24 protein-coding genes and 1 tRNA gene are annotated in these 18,227 nt (G+C 64.4%); 10 read left to right on the forward strand and 15 right to left on the reverse strand.

Translation table 11 applies throughout. From position 1 onward, the window contains the following. Positions 1-13 precede the first annotated feature (13 nt). Positions 14-1,168: an acyl-CoA dehydrogenase family protein gene (locus EDD27_RS40375; RefSeq protein ID WP_127937060.1), complete on the forward strand. Its 1,155-nt coding sequence runs from the start codon at positions 14-16 to the stop codon at positions 1,166-1,168. Between the two features lie 163 nt (positions 1,169-1,331). Continuing rightward, positions 1,332-1,407 (forward strand) — tRNA-Lys (locus EDD27_RS40380). 107 nt (positions 1,408-1,514) lie between these two features. Here the strand turns inward: EDD27_RS40380 and EDD27_RS40385 are convergent. From EDD27_RS40385 to EDD27_RS40425, 9 genes are all read right to left on the reverse strand, one after another. Beyond that, entirely contained in the window at positions 1,515-2,510 is a 996-nt protein-coding gene (locus EDD27_RS40385) for a tyrosine-type recombinase/integrase (protein ID WP_206641868.1), read from the reverse strand. 185 nt (positions 2,511-2,695) lie between these two features. Then, the gene (locus tag EDD27_RS40390) at positions 2,696-2,884 is read right to left on the reverse strand and encodes a helix-turn-helix domain-containing protein (protein WP_127937062.1); all 189 of its coding nucleotides are present in this window, start codon (positions 2,882-2,884) and stop codon (positions 2,696-2,698) included. After that, on the reverse strand, positions 2,881-4,497 hold the full coding sequence (locus EDD27_RS40395) for a replication initiator (protein WP_127937063.1): 1,617 nt from the start codon (positions 4,495-4,497) through the stop codon (positions 2,881-2,883). Before EDD27_RS40395 ends, EDD27_RS40390 begins: the two co-directional genes overlap by 4 nt. Continuing rightward, on the reverse strand, positions 4,494-5,225 hold the full coding sequence (locus tag EDD27_RS40400) for a DNA cytosine methyltransferase (RefSeq protein ID WP_127937064.1): 732 nt from the start codon (positions 5,223-5,225) through the stop codon (positions 4,494-4,496). The genes EDD27_RS40395 and EDD27_RS40400 overlap by 4 nt, the downstream gene beginning before the upstream one ends. Continuing rightward, entirely contained in the window at positions 5,222-5,419 is a 198-nt protein-coding gene (locus EDD27_RS40405; RefSeq protein ID WP_127937065.1) for a hypothetical protein, read from the reverse strand. The genes EDD27_RS40400 and EDD27_RS40405 overlap by 4 nt, the downstream gene beginning before the upstream one ends. A 2-nt stretch (positions 5,420-5,421) precedes the next feature. Next, positions 5,422-6,885 (reverse strand): FtsK/SpoIIIE domain-containing protein, encoded by a 1,464-nt coding sequence (locus EDD27_RS40410; RefSeq protein ID WP_127937066.1) that lies wholly within the window; start codon positions 6,883-6,885, stop codon positions 5,422-5,424. Positions 6,886-6,976: 91 nt separating this feature from the next. Further along, on the reverse strand, positions 6,977-7,240 hold the full coding sequence (locus tag EDD27_RS40415; protein ID WP_127937067.1) for a hypothetical protein: 264 nt from the start codon (positions 7,238-7,240) through the stop codon (positions 6,977-6,979). Next, positions 7,237-7,512 carry a thioredoxin domain-containing protein gene (locus EDD27_RS40420; protein ID WP_127937068.1) on the reverse strand — a complete coding sequence of 92 codons (276 nt, stop codon included), beginning with the start codon at positions 7,510-7,512 and terminating at the stop codon, positions 7,237-7,239. Before EDD27_RS40420 ends, EDD27_RS40415 begins: the two co-directional genes overlap by 4 nt. Continuing rightward, positions 7,512-7,931, reverse strand: a complete 420-nt coding sequence (locus EDD27_RS40425) for a transcriptional regulator (RefSeq protein WP_127937069.1) — start codon at positions 7,929-7,931, stop codon at positions 7,512-7,514. The genes EDD27_RS40420 and EDD27_RS40425 overlap by 1 nt, the downstream gene beginning before the upstream one ends. Before the next feature lie 215 nt (positions 7,932-8,146). On the opposite strand from EDD27_RS40425, the gene EDD27_RS40430 reads away from it, so the two are divergent. The 4 genes from EDD27_RS40430 to EDD27_RS40450 all read left to right on the forward strand — a co-directional run bounded on the left by EDD27_RS40430 (position 8,147) and on the right by EDD27_RS40450 (position 12,026). After that, positions 8,147-8,773: a helix-turn-helix transcriptional regulator gene (locus EDD27_RS40430; protein ID WP_127937070.1), complete on the forward strand. Its 627-nt coding sequence runs from the start codon at positions 8,147-8,149 to the stop codon at positions 8,771-8,773. Further along, the gene (cutA, locus tag EDD27_RS40435) at positions 8,770-9,093 is read left to right on the forward strand and encodes a divalent-cation tolerance protein CutA (protein ID WP_127937071.1); all 324 of its coding nucleotides are present in this window, start codon (positions 8,770-8,772) and stop codon (positions 9,091-9,093) included. Before EDD27_RS40430 ends, cutA begins: the two co-directional genes overlap by 4 nt. A 966-nt stretch (positions 9,094-10,059) precedes the next feature. Then, positions 10,060-10,515, forward strand: a complete 456-nt coding sequence (locus EDD27_RS59015; RefSeq protein ID WP_421917355.1) for a DMT family transporter — start codon at positions 10,060-10,062, stop codon at positions 10,513-10,515. 875 nt (positions 10,516-11,390) lie between these two features. Next, positions 11,391-12,026 carry a hypothetical protein gene (locus EDD27_RS40450; protein ID WP_127937073.1) on the forward strand — a complete coding sequence of 212 codons (636 nt, stop codon included), beginning with the start codon at positions 11,391-11,393 and terminating at the stop codon, positions 12,024-12,026. A 210-nt stretch (positions 12,027-12,236) separates the two neighbouring features. Here EDD27_RS40450 and EDD27_RS54895 read toward each other — a convergent pair whose 3' ends face one another. The 6 genes from EDD27_RS54895 to EDD27_RS40480 all read right to left on the reverse strand — a co-directional run bounded on the left by EDD27_RS54895 (position 12,237) and on the right by EDD27_RS40480 (position 16,028). Beyond that, positions 12,237-12,986 (reverse strand): tyrosine-type recombinase/integrase, encoded by a 750-nt coding sequence (locus EDD27_RS54895; protein WP_164903999.1) that lies wholly within the window; start codon positions 12,984-12,986, stop codon positions 12,237-12,239. After that, positions 12,919-13,491: a replication initiator gene (locus EDD27_RS58440; RefSeq protein ID WP_338324686.1), complete on the reverse strand. Its 573-nt coding sequence runs from the start codon at positions 13,489-13,491 to the stop codon at positions 12,919-12,921. Before EDD27_RS58440 ends, EDD27_RS54895 begins: the two co-directional genes overlap by 68 nt. Positions 13,492-13,648: 157 nt before the next feature. Then, complete coding sequence (locus tag EDD27_RS40465) at positions 13,649-14,293, reverse strand: hypothetical protein (protein ID WP_127937074.1); 645 nt, start codon at positions 14,291-14,293, stop codon at positions 13,649-13,651. Positions 14,294-14,535: 242 nt separating this feature from the next. Next, the gene (locus EDD27_RS40470; protein ID WP_164904001.1) at positions 14,536-14,850 is read right to left on the reverse strand and encodes an SUKH-4 family immunity protein; all 315 of its coding nucleotides are present in this window, start codon (positions 14,848-14,850) and stop codon (positions 14,536-14,538) included. A 186-nt stretch (positions 14,851-15,036) separates the two neighbouring features. Further along, positions 15,037-15,444, reverse strand: a complete 408-nt coding sequence (locus EDD27_RS40475; protein ID WP_127937076.1) for a site-specific integrase — start codon at positions 15,442-15,444, stop codon at positions 15,037-15,039. Then, positions 15,441-16,028: a tyrosine-type recombinase/integrase gene (locus EDD27_RS40480; protein ID WP_164904002.1), complete on the reverse strand. Its 588-nt coding sequence runs from the start codon at positions 16,026-16,028 to the stop codon at positions 15,441-15,443. Before EDD27_RS40480 ends, EDD27_RS40475 begins: the two co-directional genes overlap by 4 nt. 128 nt (positions 16,029-16,156) lie before the next feature. Here EDD27_RS40480 and EDD27_RS40485 point away from each other — a divergent pair, with 128 nt between their 5' ends. From EDD27_RS40485 to EDD27_RS40500, 4 genes are all read left to right on the forward strand, one after another. Then, complete coding sequence (locus tag EDD27_RS40485; RefSeq protein ID WP_127937078.1) at positions 16,157-16,708, forward strand: Lsr2 family DNA-binding protein; 552 nt, start codon at positions 16,157-16,159, stop codon at positions 16,706-16,708. A gap of 115 nt (positions 16,709-16,823) precedes the next feature. Beyond that, positions 16,824-17,069: a hypothetical protein gene (locus tag EDD27_RS40490; RefSeq protein WP_164904003.1), complete on the forward strand. Its 246-nt coding sequence runs from the start codon at positions 16,824-16,826 to the stop codon at positions 17,067-17,069. Between the two features lie 123 nt (positions 17,070-17,192). Further along, on the forward strand, positions 17,193-17,456 hold the full coding sequence (locus tag EDD27_RS40495; protein WP_241564520.1) for a type II toxin-antitoxin system VapC family toxin: 264 nt from the start codon (positions 17,193-17,195) through the stop codon (positions 17,454-17,456). Between the two features lie 65 nt (positions 17,457-17,521). After that, a complete protein-coding gene (locus tag EDD27_RS40500) occupies positions 17,522-17,815 on the forward strand; it encodes a calcium-binding protein (RefSeq protein WP_241564521.1) in 294 nt (97 codons plus the stop codon). Positions 17,816-18,227 lie beyond the last annotated feature (412 nt).

Here is an 18,227-nt window from a genome sequence, read left to right on the forward strand (position 1 = left end):
GAGAGGATGCGCGATGGACGACCTGCTTCGCCTCGACGAGCGGCTCAACGCCGACCAGCGGCTGATCCGCGACACGGTCAGATCCTTCGTCTCCGACCGAATCCTCCCGCACGTCGGGGACTGGTTCGAGGAGGCCACCTTCCCGGCGCGCGACCTCGCCCCCGCGCTCGGCTCGCTCGGCCTGCTCGGCATGCACCTGCAGGGGTACGGCTGCGCCGGGACGGACGCGGTGTCGTACGGCGTGGCCTGCCGGGAGCTGGAGGCGGGCGATTCCGGGCTGCGTTCGTTCGTGTCAGTCCAGGGTTCGCTGGCCATGTTCCCCATCTGGCGGTACGGCTCGGATGAGCAGAAGGAGGAGTGGCTGCCCCGGATGTCCGCCGGCGAGGCAATCGGCTGCTTCGGCCTGACGGAGCCGGACCATGGGTCCGATCCGGGAGGCATGCGGACGTACGCCAAGAAAGACGGATCCGACTGGATCCTGAACGGCTCCAAGATGTGGATCACCAACGGCTCGATCGCGGACGTGGCGGTGGTCTGGGCCCAGACCGACGAGGGCATCCGCGGCTTCGTCGTGCCCACCTCCACGCCTGGCTTCTCCGCCCCCGAGATCCACAAGAAGATGTCCCTGCGCGCCTCCATCACCTCGTCCCTCTATTTCGACGACGTACGCCTCCCCGAGTCCGCTGTGCTCCCGGGCGTCTCCGGCTTGAAGGGCCCGCTGTCGTGCCTGTCGGAGGCCCGCTTCGGGATCGTCTGGGGCGTCGTGGGCGCCGCCCGCGCGTGCCTCGAGGCGGCCGTGGACTACGCGAAGACCCGCGTCCAGTTCGACAAGCCGATCGGGGCGTTCCAGCTGACGCAGGAGAAACTGGCCTGGATGTACGTGGGCCTGGCCCAGGCCGGCCTTACCGCGCTGCATCTCGGGGAGCTTAAGGACGCGGGACGGCTGGAGCCGCGGCAGATCAGCTTCGGCAAGCTGGCCAACGTGCGGGCCGCGCTGGACATTGCGCGGCAGGCACGTTCGATCCTGGGCGGGAACGGGATCACGCTGGAGTATCCGGTGATCAGGCATATGAACAACCTCGAGAGCGTCCTGACGTACGAGGGAACCCAGGAGATCCACACGCTCGTGCTCGGTGAGGCGCTCACCGGGATCGCCGCCTATCGTTGAGCCGCCGTTGCCTGCACCCTGGCACCGCGTACCGGATAGACCTGGGCGTGAGCGCCATGTCCTGGCTCGACCAGGAAACCGGCGGGCGCCTCGATCCGTTACTGTGAGGGGCGAGAACCGCGTCGCGTACTGGACGGTAATCTCTGTACCCTTGCTGTACATGGGGGCGTTAGCTCAATTGGCAGAGCTGCGGACTTTTAATCCGTAGGTTCCGGGTTCGAGCCCCGGGCGCCCTACCAGCCAAAACACCGATCCCGGATCTTCTTTTCGTAGCGGTGACAGCCAACTTGACAGCCAAGAAGGCCGGCATCCTCAACGACGAGGAGTCCGGCCTTCAGCTTTTCGATCATCCGAACAGCTTCTTGGCGACCGCATCGACGGCAGCTCGTTCGATGTCCGGGAGCACGTGCGTGTAGGTGTTCATGGTCAGCCCGATCTGACTGTGACCGAGCGTCTTCATGACCGTCCGAGGCGAAGCACCGCAGGCCAGGAGGAAGGACGCACAAGCGTGCCGGAGATCATGAAGCCGAAGCCAGCCGAGCCCCGCCCTTGCCCTAGTCGAGCGCCAGCGAGCCGATAGGTTCCCCGGTTCGATCGGCGTGCCGATGGTCGAGGCGAAGACGAGCCCGTGATCCTTCCACTTCTCCCCTGCCGCCAGTTGCTCAGCAGCCTGAGCCCGCTTGTGCTTCCGGAGCGCTGCCAAGGTCTCGTCTGGCGCGGGGACAATGCGCCGTGATCGGTCAGTCTTGGGATCGACGAACTGAAGGGACCCGTCCGCGCGCTGAAGGCTCTGGCGTACGGCAAGCAGCCCGTTACCGAAGTCTATGTTCCCCCAGCGCAACCCGAGGAGTTCGCCCCGTCGAAGGCCAAGGGTCAGAGCGCAGATCCAGAACGCTTCGAGGCGATCATCCCGGATGACCTCAATCAGCTTCTTGGCCTCTTCGATCGTGAGGACACGAGCCTCTTCCCTGCGGATGGACGGCGGCTTGACGAGCTTCGCGACGTTGCGGTGTACCAGCTCTTCCCGCTCAGCGTCAGCCAGAGCATTGCGGATCAGCCCGTGGATCTGCTTGACGGTCGCAGCCGACAGCCCGGACTCTGCCTTGGTCTCGACCAACCGCCGCACATCCGTTGCCGAAAGCTTGTCGAGCTTCTTGCGGCCAAGGGATGGCTTGACGTGATCGGCGATCAGTTGCCGATAGCCCCGGAGGGTGAGCGGACGAGTGCCCTGCCGACGCTTCATCTCGATCCACTCGTCCAACCATTCGGCGACCGTACGCGGCTTAGCAGCGAGGTTCAGCCCTTTGCGCTGTGCGTCTCGGACTTCCGCGAGCTTGGCCAAGGCTTCCCGCTCGGTCCTCCCGTAGACGGTCTTCCGCCGCCGCTTCCCGTCGATATAACCGAGATCGACTACGCCGGCCCAACGGCCATCGCTGCGAAGGTGGACGGAGCCCTCCCCCTGGGAACGACGCCTGCTCCGACGCCTCTTGCGCGGTTCCTCGTCTTGACTTCCGGTAAGGGTCTTACTCATACCGCAGCCTCCTCCATCGCCGAGACGAACGCGGTCAGAGCTTGGACAGGAACACGGCGGGACCGACCGATCTTCACCGAGCGCAGTTCCCCCGCCGCGATCAGCTCATAGACCTTGGTCCGTCCGAGCCCGAGCATTTCGGACGCTTCCGCCGCCGTCACGAGAAGCTTGTCCTTGCTGTTCATGCCGCCCTCCCTTCCTTAGTTGCCGAAAACTCCGGATCCTCTTGTCTGGCCTGGTGTTCAGCCATGAGTTCGCGCCACCGTTGACGGTCAGCGATCGCAGCTAGGAGCCGTTGCCCGAGAGGCGGAAGATCGGGGTCACCGGGTCGAACCGGCTTCCACGTGTACCGGTTTGGGTCTTGATCCTCAGTTGCCGAAAGCCCGAGCGCTTCCAGGACCCATGCGCGACGGTCGGCACGGTGATCGGTCAGGGTCTTGTTCGACCACTTGCGGGAGACCAGGACGCGCCGGCCGGGATAGCCGAGATGTTCGGCCTTGTGCGCCTTGCCCCGGCAGCGACCTGGAGCCTGCCCCGGACGGGCGTTCTTCGGCTGGACGCCATAGCGCAACCAGTTCGGGCAGGTGGGCGAGCACGGCTCGTAACGCAGCGCTTCGAGCATCCGGTCCGCGTGATCCTTTTGTCGCTGGTTGCTCGGCTCGCAGGTCTCCGCGATCGACTTCGTCAGGTACTTGGTCAGGTAGTGCCTGATCAGGTGATCGGCACGGTCGGTGCCACCGAGCACACCCTTGGGATCCACCTGGTCCCCGAAGGAGAGCACGTGCATCGGCTCGTCATCATCGCCGATCGAGTCGAGCGCTTCGTCCCAGGTCGGGAGCACCTCACCCGTGCGGGGATCAAGATAGCCGCAGGCGTCATCCCAGACGGGAAGCTGGTCACCGTCGAAGACGATGCGATCGGTGGCCGGCCACCACACCTGGTGGTAGGTGGCAGCGGCTATTTGCTTGATCTCCTTACGGGAGAGCGTGCCTCGCATGGCGAGGTGCAAGTGTGGGGCCAGCCGCTTCTGGGGTTCCACTGTGGCGAAGTACTGCACGTCCCAGCCGGCGACACGCCGTAGGTTCTGGACGAAGCGATCAACGAGCTTGGCGAAGTGGATCGCATCCCGTGCAGCGCGCGGGTAGTCGTAGCCGTCGGGATCGACGGGTGCGCCATCCAGGATGCGGCCATAGGACGGCAGGGTGAGCGTGATGAACATCGACGGCCGGAACCGCTTGCCGTCCGGCGACTCGTAGAACCGTCCGAGCGTGCCGGGAAGCTTCTTGCGCTTGGGAAGCTCGGGAGCGTCCTGACGTCGCCTGGTGGAGCGCTTGCGGCCCGTGGAGGAGCGTCCGAGCACGCTGCCGCGCAGTCCGGAGGCGCGCATCTCCGCCTCAACCTGGTCGATCGCTTCATCCCAGGAGGCGAGATCTTCGCCGTTGGCTTCTGCCTGGTCGCGGTGCGCCTGGAGCAGGGCGCGCAGCTCGATCAGATAGCGCTGTTCGTCGGTCGGCTCGTTCGGCGTGATCTCCGGTTCCGTCTCCAGGTGCCAGCCCTCCCGGCATTGTGCCTTGCGGAGCTGGACGTTGCGCTTGGCGCACGGCGGGCACTTGCTCTCCAGGGTGGCCCCACACGGGATGTCGAAGCGCCGGCTCTGTCCGGTGAGGGTGTCGAGCCGGTACATCGGCACCGGCCGGACGCAGACACCGGAGGAGATCGCGAGTTGGTCAACGACCTCCCGCGCGAGCGGCTGAGCCAGTCGCACCGCGCGGGGAGTCGAGCGGTCGGAGGCGTTCATGCCGCCGGCCCGATGGTGGTCAGATCTGGCAGTTCGAGCTGGACCGGCAGACCGTTGCCGGTCAGGACGGTGATCAGGTGGTCACCGATGTGTCGGGTGTAGGCCGGGGGGATGGCCTCGCGCAGCGCCAGGTGATCGGTGGTCCAGTCAATGGCCTTGGCGTCCTGCATCTCCGAGACGGTGGCCTTTCCGCCACCTTCGCCGTAGGCGGCCACGTAGGGGCCGTCGAAGTAGCGGCCATGACGCCAGCCGCGCACGCGGCCCCGATGGCGAGGATGTACGGGGCGAGGGATGGCGATGCCGCCGAACTCGAAGTAGCGGTGCATCAGGACCCCGATGCCGAACATCTCGCCGCAGAGCATCAGGTCCTTGCGCAGGTTCGCGCCGGCCACGTTCTCGATCACGTAGGGCAGGCCCAGCCGTTCCAGCGCGGCGCGGGTCGGCGCGATCAGGTGGGGGTGCGTCTTGCCTCGTGTCTTGTTGGTGCCCTTGGCCGGAGCGCCCTCTCCCTGGCACGGCGGGGAGGCGTGGACGAAGTCGAAGCGGGAGCGGATCTCTTCCAGGTTGTCCAGGACGAAGGTGATGGCGTCGGCCTGGTGGAAGGCGTCGCCCACGTAGTCGGGTTGCGGGGCGATGTCCACCCCGGTCACCTCGAAGCCTGCCTCTTGGTAGCCCCGGGTCGCGCCGCCGGCGCAGCAGTACAGATCGAGTAGAGCCGGCCGCGTCATGTCGCCCTCCTTCGGCGAGGCGAGCGGGCACGGCGAGCGGGGTTGGCCGGCTCAGGGTCGGCGGCGACCAGGACGAGGGAGGACTGTCCGCACTCGCCGCAGGTGACCTGTTGGGTGGCCTGGTCGAGAGTGGAGCTGCCCTTGGTCCGGCAGGTGGGGCACTTGTGGTCGGGAAGGTGTTCGAGCCCGGTCATGATCAGGCCACCTCTCCAGTCTCGATCTCGGGCAGGGGAAGCGTGTCGCCGTAGTCGTCGGCGTTGAGCCAGGCGACCATGTCGCGGATATCGCCATCGGAGACGTAGGCCGCGCGCACGCGCACCGGCTCAGGGGAGGTCTCCAGCCGGACGTAGGCCACGCCCGCGCCGATCGTCGGAACGGGAGAGATGAAGTCGGCCAGCGCGCCACGCTCGCGAGCGCCCTCCCCGAGCACCATGTCCACCTGTTCCGACTCGTCCAACCGCATGGCGATCTTGTCTGGGAACAGGTTGCGGATGTTCATGACCTCCTTGCGGGGATCCTGGAGCAGCGCCATCACGCCGTAGCCGACCGCGCGCCCTTGCGTGGTCAGGGTGGCCAGGGCGGCATTGATCCGCTTCTTGAGATCTCTGTCGGCCTGGTAGGCGGTCAGGAACGCGATCTCATCGATGATGATCAGCTCAAACGGGTACTCCAGGCACGCGATGTGGGAGCGCTGGTGCCCGCCGAACAGGCCGGCGCGCTCTTGCATGAGCGAGACCAGTTCATCGAGGAGATCGGCGCAGTCCTCCGGGGTGGCCGCGTACCGGTAGAACAGTTCGCGTCCGTAGGACAGCTCCATCAGCTTGGGGTCCAGGCCCCAGGGGCGGACCAGGCCCGCTCTGATCGCCGGGAGCAGGCCACGCAGGGTGGACCAGATGATCGAGCCTTTGCCGGCACCGGTCGCGCCGGCCCCGAGGATGTGCGTTCCGTGGACCTTGAGCGTCCAGGGCGAGCCGTCCTCACACAGCCCGATCGGCACCGCAAGCAGGTTGACTGTGTCCGGGATCGGCAGTGCCTTGATCGGCTTGCGCAGCGGGTCACGACGGGGGAAGGACAGCCGCAGCAGACCGGCCCGGACGATCGAGGTCCGGCAGCTCAGCGCGCCGAAGGCATGCGCCAGATTGTCAGCTTTGCTGGTCCAGTCGTCGAAGGACTGCCCTTTGAGCATCTTGACCGTCACCGTGTCGGCCACCGGCCCGCACTTCACCCGCACCAGGCGGGGACGGTACTCCAGGCTCTTGGCGAGCTTGGACAGGCCCGCGCCGGACATCGCGAACGACCAGTGCGGCCGGTAGACCGAGGCCAGTCGCCAGCAGGCCAGCAGCCGCCAGCCGACCCAGCGGGAGAACGATGAGCGGTGCGCCACGCACCACCAGGCCAGAGCGGCGATGACCGCGCTGAGCGTACCGGCCGCCCACTTCCAGCCATGCAGCACAGCCAGAGCGGCCAGGCCCAGGCTGATCGCTACGGCGATCGGGTGACGGTAGACCAGGCGCACCAGCCCCGAGGCGAAGCGCCAGATCAGGATCGTGATCGTGATGATCGCGGGGGTCTGCACGACGGTCGGGCGGAACATCAGCGGTGCGCCCGGCGTGGTCGTGACCAGGTCCCCCGCTACCTCACCATGAGTTCGGCGAAGCATAGGATGGACACCTCCTTGATTCCTTGATCGGGAAGAGTGGGAGATCTGGGGCCACCGGAAGTTGCCGCTTCGTGGTGGCCCCGCCTGCATGTCAGGCCGCCGTCTCGTTGGCCTGGTCGAGCTGGAGAGAGTGGACGCGCTCGCATTCGCTGAGGAAGCGCTGAGCCTGCGAGGCGAACTCCCTCACGGTGGCCAGTACGTCATCGGTGATCTGCTCACGGCCGGCCGGGCTGATCGCCACGTTCGCGCCGCAGATGTCCAAGCTCAGGATCGGACCGCTCTGCGGGTAGACCATGCACTTCATCCGCACATCGGAGCCGAGATGGAAGCTCACCGACGCGATCGACTCACTCATGCCTGCCCCTCCTGAGCGTTGATCGACGGCAGGCCACGCCAACGCCGCTCGATCTCCACCGCGAACACCTGAGCCGCCTTGGCCAGGTCCCGAGCGAAGTCGACCGACTCAGCGGTGATCTGGTCAGCGTGCAGGCACACGCTCACGATCGAGTTACCGGCACCCAGCGCCAGCACCGGAGTGCGGTCCGGGTACGTGGTGCAAGTGGCCTTGCCCTTGCCGTCCACATGCAGCGCGGTCCGCTGCCAGGAGCCGCCCTTACGCGTCGCCATCACGCACCGTCCTTGGGCGCGGGAGCCTGAGCGTTCGCCGGCCTGCCACCGTTGGGCCGAACGATCCCCATGGCCCGCAGCGAGTAGGCGAGCCGGCCGTTGTTGTTGACGTACGGGGTCACGGTCATCTCGGCGAACTCCACCGGCTCGAACATCTGGCCCGTGGGCGGAACCGGCTGCACCTCAGCCAGGATCTTCACCGACACCTCGCGCGACCTGGAGCCAAGCTCCGGGTCCATGTCCATCACCCGGCACTGCCACACCCGCAGTTGCGTGACCTTGTCCTTGGACGGGGTCCGCTTGCCCGTCTTGTCGTCGTAGTCCTCACCCTGAGCGATCGAGCCCGGCACCAGCACGCAGCCGGCCGGGAACACGTGCTCGAAGCGCACCGGGAACCGGACGCCGTTTCCGAGAGCCATTGCCCTCACCTCCTGTTTGGGTTCACCGGTCATCACCGGCTATCGTTGAGAGGACTTACAGGTCCTCTCTACTGACTTATGTGTCCCCAGTATGGAGGACCTTTAGACCCTCTGTCTAGGACTAATTTGTCCTCACTTCTGGGGACGGACATTGCCGCAGGTAGGGACTAAGATGTCCTCATACGGATCAAGGAATTAGGGCTACCGCAATGGAAATGCACGAGATCATCCGCCAACGTCGGGGCGAACAGGGCATGTCTCAAGCCGACCTTGCCGCCAGGGTCGGCGTAGACAAGCGTCAGATCCGCCGCTATGAGACCGGCGACACTCAGCCCACCCTCTCGGTTGCCAAGGCCATCGCTCGCGCACTCGGAATCACGCTGGACCAGCTCGCAGGGGAGGAAACCCACCGCATCGATCTGTCCGGCGAATGGTGGGCTTCCTGGCAAACGTCTATGCAGGGCGAGGAAGTCATTACCGCCCAACAGGTTCTACTCCGCCAACAGGGCGAGCTCATCCTGATCGAGACCATCACTCGTGGGATCGACGTCGAAGAAGGCGGCTACATGTGGCGCGGTGAACTGCGCCTCTGGGACAACGAGATCCTCATGGGGTGGTACGCCGCCGCCGACGGAGCCGTCCGCTCAAAGGGAACGATGTACTTCGTCCTCCACCCTCACGGCGTGAGCCTGAAGGGACGATGGGTCGGCCTCAGCTACGACGGCGAGATTATGACTGGATGGGGCGCGATGGGCAAGACCGAGGCGGACGCTCGCGCTTTGATCGCTGAGCTGAAGCAAGACCCTGCCGCCGCCGAAGCCCTAGAACCGGCTACGTCATGACGGAGGCATGCGAAGTCATCATCACTGCGCCAGACCCCACCTGGTTGGCCGACCTCACTCGCCGCCTTGTGGAGGACCGCCTTTGCGCATGCGGCCACAACATCCCCGAGATCCGCTCCATCTACCGGTGGAAAGGCAAGATCGAGGAAACGTCGGAAGCCCGCGTAGCACTCCACACGCGCGCTTCGCTTGTCCCCGCCATCATCGAACGCGTCAAGGCCGAGCACCCCTACGAAGTGCCGTGCGTCATCGCGACACCCATCGCCGAGGGCAACCCGGACTACCTCCGCTGGATCGAAGACGAGACGCGAACTCCGTAACCGGATCTCCTGCCGAATTGCCATTGTGTGAATCAAGGCGGCGGCTACGCCGCCGCACCCGCGCGGCCCTCCCCGCGCTGCGCGTGCGGCCTGGGGGCCGTTCTCGCGCGGGAGCCGCGCGGGCAGAGGGGGGGCATAGTCGGCCAAGCTGATCACATGGCAGGCAGTAACCCGAGCAAACCGGACGGGCCGGCGAAGGTCAGGACATGCCTCCGGCGGGGACTCAGCTCCGGGATGATCGCGAACGGTACCCAACCGGATCAGTGGCTGAGGTGAGCCTGATCTTCCCGCCCGCCACGTCCAGGCAGAGCCCAGCAGATCAAGGCCATGGGGCCAAGGTCGTTCTTCCAGTGGGGAGCTCCAGCCTTGACCCCATGGCCTTGATCCGCTGCATTACATGTGGACGAGGCAGACGGGAAGATCAGGCAGGAGAGGAAGTAGAAGGTCCGCACCCCATGTCGTGACAGCCAAGCTGACAGCCGAGGCGACAATCGCCAGCGGATGCGGACGGACAACTACGGACCACCAAACGCCAGGTCCAAGCCGTCTAGCTTGTTCGCGTCCTCTTCTTTTAATCCGTAGGTTCCGGGTTCGAGCCCCGGGCGCCCTACCACTCTTGATCTCGGAATCGCCCTCTGAACTGGGCCTTTCCTCTGCCGTAGATGTTCGATCTTGTGCCGCTGAGCGCGACTGTGGACCGTCAGACGCCGCTGTCTCCGGACTATTCACGGACTGATCTTGGTTCCACTTGGCGAGCGTGTTCTCGATCCGTTCGTTGGCCGCAACCTCTTGCCCGTCTATGCATCTGGCGTAGACACGGAGCAGGATCTCTACGCCATGACCGGCTCGTCTGGCCACCTCAGGAGCCGGAACACCAGAGTTGAGCCACAACGTCACGCCGCCATGTCGAAGGTCGTACGGCCTACCCGCAAGTGGTGAGATCACTTGCGCAGGCATAAGAGCGTATTGCCGCGCCTCGGTCCAGACGGCCGAGCAGACGGACCGTCACCTCACCAACCGGGTCTACCGCCGATCGTTCTGTCAGCTTGCCAGCTCACCGCAGCCTCGGGACTACTCCTGACCACAACACCCTTCGGCGGACTCGCCCCCGTCAGCATCAGAATGGATACTCTGGTAGCGATCACCATTCTTGGGATCTTCGGCACAGGCTTCGCCTACGTCCTGAACTACCGAATCATTCAAGATGATGGTGCCGTAGTCGCTTCCGTAGTGACCTACCTGCTTCCAGCCATCGCGGTGATTCTCGGATGGGCGGTCCTGGCTGAGACCCCTCAGCCAACCGCCTTGGTTGGCATGCTGATTGTCCTGCTAGGCGTTGGACTGACCCGATGGCGGAAGACATCGCCAAAGAATGCAACCATGAGAGCAGAAAGAGGAAATGGTCCTTGGCTATCAAAATAAGCCACAAAACTAGACGCGCATTGTATCGCCCCCTCTTAGCCCTCGCCGTGCTCACAATCGCTCTTGGCGCAGGTCGGCTACTCTTCAACTTAGTCTTGGACAGAATGACAGAACAGGGAACACAATCTCTGGAGCGCTGCATCGCTGAGGCAAAGAAGGACAATGAAGCGCTACTGAGAGTTGCACGTGACCTTTTTCCAAAGGACAGCATCAGTAACATACACGACTTCGATTCATGTGACTCCGCAGAAGGTGGAGGAGTAAGTCTCGATGTATTTTCCTCCACATAGAAAGAAGCTCTCGAAGGTTTTTATGCAGCAGGATGGTCTGCGGTTCCGCCCGGCGATCAGGCTTGCCAAGGCTGGGAATGCTTCGCCGGAGCCATGAAATCCATTGATGGACGAATGATGTATGTCCTCTTGACCCGCCAGGACCAGAGCGAGATCGAAGCCACACTTGTCTACTGGTGAGAACTTTCTCTACTGCTTCAAGGGCGCGCTCTCGCGCGCCGGAGAGCTGATCACCACACGTGGAAGGCGCAGCCACGCCGTACCGGGCCGAACATCGGAGCGCACGCGCATCGCGCGGAAGACCGGGGCGAGCGGGGAACGTCGGCGAGTGGGCTGCGGTCGCCGGCCCCGCTCTTACGCCTTGAGGGCGACGGCGGGGCCGGCACTGCGCCGGGCCGTACCCGCGTCGAGGTCCGCACGGGCCGCGCACCGTATCGCCGGACGGGCCGGGCGCCGTACGGCGGGGGCCATCCCGCTCCGGGCGCACAGCCTTACCGAATCGTTGCGGAGCCGGATCAGATCCCACGAAGATCACCCAGGGGGACACGGCCACGCTTCGCGCGGTGAGGCCCACGGGCCTCACCGATGATCAAGTTTATTGTCCCCCTGGCTGATCTTCCCCATCAGATCCAGCGCCACCGCAACGATTCGTCAAAGCGGCACGCCCTCCACGGGATCGGCCCTTACGTCGTCGCCATAGCCGAAAGTCCAGGCGCGTGGAATCATGAGCGAGTGATCGCCACAGACCCGGATACGAACCCCCAAAGGGAGAAGCCAGTCAGGAGCCTCATCCTCGCAGGCCTAGTAGGCGTCATCTTGCCTGCCATCCTCCTGATCTGGACATTTATATGGTCGGAACTGTTTCCTGAGCGTTGCAGCGAGTACACCGGTTGCCTGATCTACCTAGAAATGGCATGGGATCCCGGACGTTGGATCGCAGTTGCCCTTGCATGGCCACTGCTCCTCGTGTTGCGAATCCGACCAGCATGGATCATTGCCGGTGTTGCAACGCTGTACCTCACGGCGATATGGGAATATGCCACAGCACAGGACAAGTGGCTCTTCTCGCTCGAGTCCATGATCCTCATTGTCTTCGGCGGAATCGTTGCCTATCCGAGCGCCGTCCTCACCACCTCAATCAAGGTGTCGTGGATCTGGCGTCTTCTCCCTACCGCGCTCTTCACCGTCCTGTTTCTGATGGGCTATGTTTCATCCAGCTAGGAAGATCCGGACCATTCGCGGACCAGAAATCATTTGCACACCCCAGCCTCAAGCGTTTATGCAGGTCGAACGGCACACACACGTCAAAGTCAGATCCGCTTTTAATCCGTAGGTTCCGGGTTCGAGCCCCGTGCGCCCTACCTCAATGACCTGGGCGGACTCCCCGATCTCCATGATCAGAAGTCCGCCCGGTTGCATTTCCAGTTGCAGTTATCCCCAGAGTGCGCGGCCCATGCGGGCTGCTGCTTCGGTCGAGAGTGTCGCCGTGATGTGGGTGTAGCGCTTCGTCGTGGTCAGTTGTGAGTAGCCGAGGATTTCCTGAACGACGCTGATGTCCACGCCCTGTTCGATGAGGAGCGTCGCGGCGGTGTGGCGGGCGTCGTGGACGCGGGCGTCCTTGTCCACCTCGGTCAGGCGGAGAAGTTCCTTCCATTCGTCCCAGTCCTGACCGGGGTCGATGGGCCGTCCGTCCGGGTGGCACCAGACGAGGTCGTAGTCCTGCCAATGCTCCCCCGCGGCTTCCCGTTCGGCCTGCTGGGCTTCCTGGTGCAGCTTGAGGAGCGGGATCAGTGGGGGCGGGATCATCACCGTTCGCTTGCTCTTGCCCTTGGGCTTTACGAAGGTCCAGCCGCCTACTCGTTCCGGGCAGGAAGGCGCGTGCTTGGTGCAGTCGGGAGCACAGAACTTCTGTCCTTTCTTGTTGCACACGTGTTTGCGGCCGGAGGTGCGCTTGGCCTTGGGGCAGTCTTTCGGGCACGGGTAGCGGTGGAGTCGCTCGCCGCAGGCGTGCGGGTCCTTGCAACCGTGGCGGTAGCGCTGGTGCTTGATCTGCCAGAAGACGCGGATGACGCCTCGCTTGAGGTCCACGTACTTCCAGCGCAGGCCGAGCGCTTCACATTGCCGAAGACCGAGAGCGAGTGCCACGGACCAACGGGTTCCGTTTCTCTGGTGGTTGGCCACGTCCAGGACGTCTCGGGCCTCGCCCGCGTCCAGTGGTTCGATCTCGACGTCCTGCCGCCGCCTGGTCGAGCGCGAACGCTTGGAGGCGGGCCCGGCCGAGGACGTTGCCGCGCATGCCTGCCGCGTTGATCTCTTCGTCCAGGCCCTCGATGACCGCATCCAGGTCAGTCGTGTCGCCGCCGGCCTTTTGGGCTTCGTCACGGTGGGCTTGGACGTCGGCGCGGAACTCGACCAGCCAGCGCTGTTCCTCGTTCGGCTCGTCGGGGATGATCGTTGGTTCCTCGTCGAGGTGCCAGCCTTCGCGGCATTGGGCCTTGCGCAGTTGCTTGTTGCGCTTAGCGCACGGCGGGCACTTGCTGTCCATCGGCGAGCCGCAGGGAACATCGATGATCTCCCACTGGCCGGTGTGGGTGTCGAGCCGTTTGAGCGGGACGGGCCGGATGCACACGCCGTGGAGCTGGCGACCTGCCACGCCACCGCACAGATGTAGCCCTACGATCGCCACTGCATGGCCGGTCGCCGTACGTGCTTGGGCGCGATCGAAGGTCCGGGGCTTCCTTCCTCAGCCCCGACCCACCGGATAACGTGTGTCTCTCTGTGTGGCCCGAGCCCAGGCGGATCGCTGGTGGACGATCAGGCCTGCACGAGCGTACGGGCTGGCCTCATTCCAGGTTGGAGCCCAGGAGAAGGCCGTGGAGATCCCAGCCTGTCGGAATAGGCCTGTCATCCGGATAGTCGATCACCTGTAGCGAGGCCTCGTCGTAGAGGCTGTACGTCGTGATGTCGTCACCTTGGGCCACGATGACAAGACGTGCGCCCAGTCGCCAGACCGCATGTTGCCATTCCGAGTCGTCGTTCCAGCCATCATCGATCACATTCGGCGCGCCCAAGCGTTGCGCTACAGTCCTGTGTCCCTCTTCCCAGACGCCCCTGAACCGGGTCCGGTCGGCTGTGCGATCGATTCGCCAGATGTCCGAGGGGATGTGCTGGGGAAAGTCGATCAGGTCGGGGTCTGGGTCGGGATCCCAGATATCGTCAGGCTCGTAAAAGAGGGCGAAGCCCACGGAGAATCCTCTTACCCGAGTGCTCTCGCCGTTGATGATGACTCCGACGTTCCACTCTCCCGCAGGCACCATGGGCCACTCTTCATCGTCGAGGATTTGCTTGGCGAGAGAGCCGCCTTCCGGGGGTGGCCATCCGGTCTGTTGCCAAGTTTGATCGAGTGCCTCGCGGTTCCATGGGCTTCTGGCCAGGTTGATCACAGTGTCCACGAGAGCAAGGCCGATGGGATGCCATGCCAACGCCATGGTGGGTGCCCCTCTAACAGATCGTTTCGACGGCTTGGGGCAAGCTACGGCCCATACCGGCGGAACTGCAAGCCCAGTGGCCGGCGGTGGAATTGGCGGGCTTGGGGAGCCACCTTGGGAGCCACCCAAACGGACGATCTTGAACTGCGGGGAACGAAAACGAACGACGAGAAAGCCAACGGACGAGGTTATCGCGGCAGGTGCCTGTTCGCTCCTCCTGATGTACGTGCGTTCGGTAGCTCTCAGAGGTCGGTGATCAGCTCAACCCAGGTGTCGTTGGGATCGTCGGGGTTGATCGCCGGGTCGATCGTCGCCGCGGCCTTGATGAAGGTCCGTTCGCAAGCCTCGATGCGCTCGTAGTGGGCTTCGTGCTCCTCGATGGGCCTGATGCCTGCTGGTTCTTGTTCGTAGAGCTCCCGGAGCAGCTGGACTGCAGCGCGCCAGCGCCATGCCAGTTCCACCAGGCAGGACAGCGAAGTGTTGATGAAGATGACCGACGGGGCGTAGAAGCCTGCGTAGTGGTCACGTAGATCTGGGTGCAGGTCCTCGACGGTCAAAGGCGCCTTGCGCAGGCCCAGGATCCGGCCGTCGCCGGCGACCGCCTTTCAATCCGTAGGTTCCGGGTTCGAGCCCCGGGCGCCCTACCACTCTCCACCTGCGGTTTCCCGCGATTCTGTAGTCGAGTCGTCTGATCGTGAGTCACGGTGGGACACATGTGAGTCACGTACCAGGGCGAGCGTTGTTCACCTTACGTGCGGTCTTACGAGCTGCCTTGAGGACCAGCCGGGCGGTGGTCCGGGCGCTGTCGTGATACAGCTGCGGTAGCACCGGACCAGTTTGTGGAACCGGTAGCTGAGGTAGTCGGGATCGATCGCCTCGCCGTTCTCGCGGGTGAACATCGGGGCTGACGGCGACCAATCGGTGCCCAGTTCACCGCGCTGGGCTCGTTCGTGGCGGTGCAGCAGCCGGAGGGTGCCGAGGTCCAGAGCGATACCACGCTGACTGGAGGCGCTCTTCGGCGGGCACGGGAACAGGCCATGGTCGGTGTGCACGAGCTGGCAGGCAATGGTGAGTTCGCGCCGGTCGGTGTCGAGATCGATCCAGCGCAGGCCGGCCACCTCGGCGCGCCGCAGACCGTGCAGAGCGATCAACCACCACAGCGCAACAGCCGGTCGTCACGAACGAAGGCGAGGAACTCGGTCAATTGCTCGACTGTCCACACCGCCGCAGCGGGGCGCTCGCCGGTGCGCCTCCACGCGGCCACCCGCCGTGGGGTCCACACCATTGGGTGGACATGGCGTGGCGACGGTAGCCGTAGTCCCCGAGCCGGGTTGTCACGGATTACGTCTTCCCGGACGGCTTCGTTCAACGCGGCCCGCAGCGTCGCGCGAATCCTTTCCAGGGTGGCCGCGCTGATCGGCTTGCCGTAGCGGGTGCGGCGCCTGGCCACAGCGGAGAACATCCTCACGACGTGCCGCCTCGACAGCCTGCGAAGCGGGATCAGGCCGAGGTACGGGATAAGAAACAGCCGGACGTGGTCACGGTATGCCTTGTACGTGGTCGGCCGGATCCGCTGCTCAACCACCGACAACCAATAGCGCAGCCACTGGGCGACGGTGCAGTACCCGGTCACGGGCGCCGCCTCCAGCGCCTGAGCGAGATCGCGGGCGGCCTGCTGCTCCGCCTCGGCCGTGGGGAAACCGCCACGGCGCAGTCGTTGCCGCCGTCCGGACACGTCCGTCACCTGGACGGCGAAATACCAGCTGCCGTGGGTGGGATCCGCCAGCCGGACGCAGCGGTTTCCCAGCCGCTTCCTGTCACCGTGTCTGCACAGCCACAACGCCGATACACCACATAGCGATCTTGAACGCATGCCTCAGCGCTGCCGAACGCGAGCACGTCCGCACCCGCCTGACCGATGCCGAGGCAGGATCGCTGGTACTCCTGGCCATCGACAAGGTCGCAGGCGAGGGATTCGACCTGCCCCGGCTGGACGCCCTGTTCCTCGCGATGCCGATCTCGTTCAAAGGGAAGGTGATCCAGCACGTCGGCCGGATCATGCGAGAAGCCGCCGCCAAGCACGACGTCGAGGTCCACGACTATCTGGACGCACAAGTCCCACAGTTGGAGCGCATGTACGGCAACCGACGCCGCACCCTCACCCGCCTCGGCTTCACCACCACAACATCCGGCTCAGATGAGCACCCACCGACCACCGACGCTCCCCCGCGCCCTTCCCCGCCAAGGACACCAGCAGAGATCGCACGGCCAAGCGACCTGCAGCCGACCGCATCGCAGGTGCGCGCGTGGGCTCGCGAACAGGGATTCCCGGTCGCTGACCGCGGCAGACTTCGCCCCGAGATCTGGGAAGCCTGGCATGCCGCGGCCGGCAGCACACCCGAGGAGAACCCCTGACTCGACGAGCACCTTGTGACGCGGAAGGATGCTGCCCATCGACGCGAGTAAGGCTCGGCCACCAGTTACGCGGAAAGTGCAACACAGGCGCCGTGACGGAGGGAGTCGAGCGACGGTGAGTGTGGACCTCGAACACGAGCCCCTTCATGACCTCGCCCGCCGGGTCATCCGGTTGGCCGAGGAGACCCAGCATGCCGCTCAAGTGCTCGAACGCCGTCTGGATGCGCTGGAGCGCCGCTCCGAAGCCGCAGGCAGGGCCGAACGTATCCTGAGCATCGCCGCTGACATGCGGACCCACCTCGGTCGGGACCGACTGTCCGTTGAAGACCTGTACGACCCGGACACCGGCCTTCCCGCGTGATCATCGATTCCAGCGCCATCATTGCCGTCATCAACGGCGAGCCCTTAGGCCACCCAATTCGCCCACGCCATCGCCGCAGCCGTGTGTCGTATCTCGGCTGTCAACTATGTCGAAGCGGCCATTGTGGCGGACAACCGTGGTGAGGCCATGCGCCACGCCTTCGACACACTCGTTGACGAGATGGGTCTCATCATCGAGCCGGTTACACTCCATCAGGCCAGGATCGCCCGCCGGGCGTACCAGATCTACGGCAAGGGCAACAACTCCAAGGCCAAGCTCAACATGGGCGACTGCTTCGCCTACGCCCTCGCCAAAGACCTCGACCAGCCCCTGCTCTTCAAAGGCGAGGACTTCCCGCACACCGACATCACCCCTGCACAGCCCTGACGATCCAGCCTTTCCCTTGCCAAGCATGATCATCAGGGTTCCTCGCCGGAGTATTGTGTGCTGCTGTGACTCGCCACCCCTCTGACGATCATCTGGATGAGCTGATCGAGCAGGTGATCGTGGACGCCTACGACGATGATGAGCGGCTTTCCGGCTTTCATGTGATGATCGGCGACAACCTGGCGGTGCCGTTCGAGACGACAGTGCTCGGCCTGCAGGTCACCGTCGCCGCGATCACCTCAGTGATCAGTTACGGGGATGGCGCCAGACGATTGGCCAATGACCGTTCTCCTTCAAGAGCCGTTTCGCCGCGTGCTGTGTGGCTTGAGTCCTGGACCGCCCGACAGCAATCTCCCTAAGCAACTCGGCGAAGTGCCCGACTTCATCAGCGATCATCCACGGCAGCGCGAGTGAGATCCAATACTCGGACGGCCCTGCAAGCGCACACTGGATGACCGCGTGCAGAACCTCGGCGAAGTCTGAATCATCAGGACCAAGCGCCTGCCGGGCTCGCCTCTCCACCTCCTCCCGAGGCCGCTCCAGCAGCGGTAAAAGCCCTATCCTCGACATGTCGAAGGGCTTGTCCACCCCGTTGTTTCGCGACTCGACATTCCAGATGATCCCGTCGACGAGCACCAGCCACGGACCATCCGGCTTCACGGCCAGAACCCTGCGCACGGAACCGGTCTCCATGTCCACCAGCTTGACACGCCACCACAGCAAGATCCGGAGCATACCGGAATGATCAATGAAGCCGAGCTCATGGCCATG

This window comes from Nonomuraea polychroma, assembly GCF_004011505.1.
In the GTDB taxonomy this organism is placed as follows: Bacteria; Actinomycetota; Actinomycetes; order Streptosporangiales; family Streptosporangiaceae; genus Nonomuraea; species Nonomuraea polychroma.

Coding starts and splice junctions, on each gene's coding strand:
- EDD27_RS40405 (WP_127937065.1), bottom strand. CDS start 5,419: ATGACCGGGCTCGAACACCTTCCCGACCACAAGTGCCCCACCTGCCGG.
- EDD27_RS40390 (WP_127937062.1), bottom strand. CDS start 2,884: ATGAACAGCAAGGACAAGCTTCTCGTGACGGCGGCGGAAGCGTCCGAA.
- EDD27_RS40375 (WP_127937060.1), top strand. CDS start 14: ATGGACGACCTGCTTCGCCTCGACGAGCGGCTCAACGCCGACCAGCGG.
- EDD27_RS40415 (WP_127937067.1), bottom strand. CDS start 7,240: ATGAGTGAGTCGATCGCGTCGGTGAGCTTCCATCTCGGCTCCGATGTG.
- EDD27_RS40450 (WP_127937073.1), top strand. CDS start 11,391: ATGATCAAGTTTATTGTCCCCCTGGCTGATCTTCCCCATCAGATCCAG.
- EDD27_RS40400 (WP_127937064.1), bottom strand. CDS start 5,225: ATGACGCGGCCGGCTCTACTCGATCTGTACTGCTGCGCCGGCGGCGCG.
- EDD27_RS40410 (WP_127937066.1), bottom strand. CDS start 6,885: ATGCTTCGCCGAACTCATGGTGAGGTAGCGGGGGACCTGGTCACGACC.
- cutA (WP_127937071.1), top strand. CDS start 8,770: ATGACGGAGGCATGCGAAGTCATCATCACTGCGCCAGACCCCACCTGG.
- EDD27_RS40420 (WP_127937068.1), bottom strand. CDS start 7,512: ATGGCGACGCGTAAGGGCGGCTCCTGGCAGCGGACCGCGCTGCATGTG.
- EDD27_RS40430 (WP_127937070.1), top strand. CDS start 8,147: ATGCACGAGATCATCCGCCAACGTCGGGGCGAACAGGGCATGTCTCAA.
- EDD27_RS40465 (WP_127937074.1), bottom strand. CDS start 14,293: ATGGCGTTGGCATGGCATCCCATCGGCCTTGCTCTCGTGGACACTGTG.
- EDD27_RS40425 (WP_127937069.1), bottom strand. CDS start 7,931: ATGGCTCTCGGAAACGGCGTCCGGTTCCCGGTGCGCTTCGAGCACGTG.
- EDD27_RS40395 (WP_127937063.1), bottom strand. CDS start 4,497: ATGAACGCCTCCGACCGCTCGACTCCCCGCGCGGTGCGACTGGCTCAG.